Raw genomic sequence first — 2,137 nt, 5'->3', positions numbered from 1 at the left:
GCTCAGTGGCCGAGGGCGACTTCGACGATCTTGATGACGACGAGGACCATGGCGATGAGGAGGTAGGTGCGCAGGGCGCCCATGCCGAGCTTGCGGGCGGTGGACATGGTCGGCCGGGTCAGAGTGCCCAGGGCGGGCATGCGCCAGGTGTCGCGGCCGGTGCGGTCGATCGGGTCTTCCTTGGTGCCGGTGCGGCGGCGGGTGAGGGCGTATCCGGCGGCGAGTACGCCGACGACGCCGCAGGCGGCCATGATGTCGAGGATCGCGGTCGCGGAGATGTCCGGGAAGAGAACCGAGGCGGTCAGGATGATCGACAGGGCGACCAGGACGCCGACCACGGCCGAAGTGAACGCGTTGGTCTTCGGGCCGTTCACCCAGGGGCCGAGGACCTGCTTGTCGTTGCACAGCAGGAGCAGGAACACGCTGGCTGAGGGCAGCAGGACGCCGGCGAGGGTCTGGACACCCTCGGTGAGCAGGCCCAGCGGGGAGCCGGGGACGAGCACGATGGCGGCGGCGGTGGCGACCAGGCCGGCGTAGACGGCGTAGAAGCCCTTGGCTCCCTTGACGCCGCGGTGGAGCGAATGCCGGATACCGAAGACGTCACCGATCGCGTAGGCGGTGGACAGGGAGACAGCGAACGCGCCGATGATCGAGGCGTCCAGCAGCGCGACGGCGAACAGTACACCGGCGAGCTTGCCGGCCTTGGCCTCCAGACCGGTGGCGATGGCCCCGGCGTCGGTGAACTGCCCGAAGCTGTGGGTGCCGGCGAAGGCGGCGGCGGTGAAGCCCATCATGGCCGCCGCCCCGATGACGACCACGACGATGCCGATCCACAGGTCGGCCTTCTCGTACTTCATGAAGCGCGGGGTGATCCGCTTGTCGATCACGTAGGACTGCTGGAAGAACAGCTGCCAGGGGGCGACCGTGGTGCCGACGATCCCGATGATCAGCAGCATGACGGTGGAGAGCTGGCCGGTGCCGCCGGGCATGTTCGGGACGACGAAGTCGCGGGCCATCTGCGAGGCGTGCGGGTGGACCATGAAGTAGATCGGCACCAGCAGCAGCGAGGCCGCGCACAGTGCGATGGCGACCCGTTCGAAGCGCCGGAAGGAGCCGGTGAACGCCGAGGCGACGATGACCGCGGCGGCGAGCACCACGGAGGCGGCCTTGGGCAGGCCCAGGTAGCCGGTGGCCAGGGTGATGCCGATGAACTCCGTCACCAGGGTCAGCGCGTTGAGCAGGAACAGGTCGATCACGCTGAACGCGCCCCAGAACTTCCCGAACCTCTCCAGGATCAGCCGGGCGTGGCCGACGCCGGTCACAGCGCCCAGGCGCAGCACCATCTCCTGGTTGACGTAGAGGACGGGGACGAGCAGGAGCAGGGTCCACAGCAGGTGGGTGCCGTAGTTCTGCCCGGCCTGCCCGTAGGTGGCGAAGGCACCGGCGTCGTTGTCGCCGACCATCACGATCAGGCCGGGCCCGACGATCGCCAGCAGCGTCTTCAGCTTGGCCGACAGGCCGGTGCGGGGTGCGGTGTCGTCGAGGCGAATGGTGCCGAGCGCGCCCTGGATGTCGCCGATGTGGGCGTCGTCCAGGACCGCCGCACGGGGCGCGTCGGCGGCGGTGGTGTCGATGGTCGTGTTGGTCATGACGTACCTCCCAAATCCCCCCAGCGGGGGAGGCATTGGGGGCACGCGGCCGTCATCCCCCCTGCGCGAGCGCGCAGGACAGCGGCCCGTCACGGCGCATGGCCGTACGGGAGCGCAGGACGCGGACAAAATCCGCGCAGGGAAGGTGGTTACCGCGTGCCGGAAGAATGCGAGGACAAGCGGATAAGGGGCCGACTATGGCCCGGACTACTGCTGCTGCAGTCCATGTCTCTCGCCTCCTTCCGGCCGGGGACGCACACGGCGCGCGTCAGCATCGACTCGGCAAGGAGCGGACCGGCCCACACGATGGTGGCCGGTACACCCCAACTCGTCAGAGCTTTGGCACTCCACGGCGTAATCCCCTTACTGGGGAAGCCACTTGGCCTCACCCCTTAGGCCGGGGAGAGGTGTCCTGACCCTGGGCGTCTCTCGACGTCGTGGGGTCAGTGGCCTGTGTCCGTGAAGACGCCTCACCGAACGAGGTGCCT

General features: G+C 68.7%; 1 protein-coding gene and 1 riboswitch. The gene reads right to left on the bottom strand.

The features are described 5' to 3' along the window. Positions 1-2: 2 nt before the first annotated feature. A complete protein-coding gene (locus LE548_RS45195; protein WP_225102849.1) occupies positions 3-1,649 on the bottom strand; it encodes an NRAMP family divalent metal transporter in 1,647 nt (548 codons plus the stop codon). 315 nt (positions 1,650-1,964) lie between these two features. Continuing rightward, a riboswitch (M-box (ykoK) riboswitch) is annotated at positions 1,965-2,137 on the bottom strand.

Source organism: Streptomyces sp. CoH27 (genome assembly GCF_020181035.1).
GTDB classification, from domain to species: domain Bacteria; phylum Actinomycetota; class Actinomycetes; order Streptomycetales; family Streptomycetaceae; genus Streptomyces; species Streptomyces camelliae.
The sequence above is the reverse complement of the archived record's forward strand: the minus strand, read 5'-3'. Positions and strand labels throughout refer to the sequence as shown.

Coding starts and splice junctions, on each gene's coding strand:
- LE548_RS45195 (WP_225102849.1), bottom strand. CDS start 1,649: ATGACCAACACGACCATCGACACCACCGCCGCCGACGCGCCCCGTGCG.